At 41.4% G+C, this 2,112-nt stretch carries 1 protein-coding gene; it reads left to right on the forward strand.

Annotation, left to right across the window (positions count from 1 at the left end):
• Positions 1 to 616: 616 nt before the first annotated feature.
• The gene (gene ltrA / locus BHF69_RS13710) at positions 617 to 1,897 is read left to right on the forward strand and encodes a group II intron reverse transcriptase/maturase (RefSeq protein ID WP_158022591.1); all 1,281 of its coding nucleotides are present in this window, start codon (positions 617 to 619) and stop codon (positions 1,895 to 1,897) included.
• The last annotated feature ends 215 nt before the right edge of the window (positions 1,898 to 2,112 follow it).

The following is a 2,112-nucleotide window of genomic DNA, read 5'->3' on the forward strand; positions in this document are numbered from 1 at the left end:
CTAATTCTTATAATAATAATTCAAATAACAGCACAAATGAATCTGGAAGCAATAAAAGATAGTTCTTTTATCATAGTCGGATAGTCTGTTATGAGAAAGAGAGGGTCAAGATCAGAAATTATTACCCTCTTTTTGTTTGCGCGCCATGGGCGCGCTCTAACGGGTGAAAGTCCCGAACACGCCTAGGCAACGAGGAAGTGTATAGCCGAACAGCAAGGGTGTCCATCGTGAGGTGGAATCTGAAGGAAGCTGTAAGCAAACTCTTGGTCCGACGGACAGAAATCACATATAAGGCTCGGAAATACGGATAAGTCTGCAAAAGGAGATGAAGTCCAAAAGTTGCTGGAAGTACGAGTAAATGTGGCGGATAGATGAGAGGAAAGAGCGTGCACCTTAAGCGTGGAGGTCTCACAGAGGTATCATCAGCCTAGTAACAACGAACTGTGAGAAATCAGCCGAGCCCATAGTAGTGAAGAAGTCTCTGTAATGGGGATGGAGTGAAGGGGCGAACAATCAATCAGTTTGAGTATGTCTCGTATTGCAGAAATGACAACATCTGCCGTAACCAATCGGGTAAAAGATGGTCAAATCAAGCGAGACGGAAAGGAAAGAACGCATGGACACAAGTAATCTAATGGAGCAGATATTATCTAGTGATAATCTCAACAGAGCATATCTGCAAGTCGTACGAAACAAAGGTGCAGAGGGAGTGGACGGAATGAAGTACACAGAACTCAAGGAACATCTTGCAAAGAACGGCGAAATCATCAAGGAACAGTTGAGGACAAGAAAATACAAACCTCAACCAGTACGAAGAGTGGAGATACCAAAGCCTGATGGTGGTGTCAGAAACCTAGGAGTACCAACGGTAACAGACAGATTTGTACAACAAGCCATTGCACAGGTACTAACACCAATCTATGAGGAACAATTCCATGACCACAGTTATGGATTCAGACCGAATAGGTGTGCACAACAAGCAATCCTAACAGCACTTGATATGATGAATGATGGTAATGATTGGATTGTAGACATTGACTTGGAAAAGTTCTTTGACACAGTAAATCATGACAAGCTGATGACCTTAATTGGAAGAACAATCAAGGATGGAGATGTCATCTCCATTGTGAGAAAGTATCTTGTCAGTGGAATTATGATTGATGATGAGTATGAAGACTCTGTAATAGGAACACCGCAAGGAGGAAATCTTTCTCCGCTACTAGCGAATATCATGCTCAATGAACTTGACAAAGAAATGGAAAAGCGAGGGCTCAATTTCGTGAGATATGCGGATGACTGTATCATCATGGTTGGGAGTGAAATGTCTGCAAATCGAGTAATGAGAAATATCTCTCGATTCATTGAGGAGAAACTAGGGCTTAAGGTCAACATGACAAAGAGTAAAGTGGATAAACCGCAAGGACTCAAATACCTTGGATTTGGATTCTATTTTGATTCAAGAGCACACCAATACAAGGCGAAGCCACATGCAAAATCAGTTGAGAAGTTCAAGAAGAGGATGAAGGAACTCACCTGTCGTAGCTGGGGTGTAAGCAACAGCTACAAAGTGGAGAAACTCAATCAACTTATCAGAGGATGGGTTAACTACTTCAAGATAGGGAGTATGAAACATCTGTGCAGAGAAATGGATAAACATATCCGATTCAGACTTCGTATGTGTATATGGAAACAATGGAAAACACCACAAAACAGGGCAAAGAATTTAATGAAACTAGGCGTGCCCCAATGGGCAGCAAAGCGAACATCCTACGCTAAAGGGTTCGCAAGAGTATGTCGAGGTTCAGATGTATGCCAAGCTATAAGCAATAAGAGACTAACCTCATTCGGATTAGTCTCAATGTTAGATTACTACACCGAAAGGTGTGTTACTTGTTAAGTTGATTGAACCGCCGTGTACCGAACGGTACGCACGGTGGTGTGAGAGGTCGGAATTTCTCAATCAAGAGAAATTCCTCCTACTCGATTTATGTTCATTGGTCATTCATTCAAAATAGTTGAGTTTTTATCAATACGATAACATAAATTGGAGTATCGTAGTAAATTTTCTAATCAAATAACCGGTGGTAATGAAAAGTGTGAAAAAATAAGGAT

The organism is Anaerostipes sp. 992a (genome assembly GCF_001940245.1).
Classification (GTDB): Bacteria; Bacillota; Clostridia; order Lachnospirales; family Lachnospiraceae; genus Fimousia.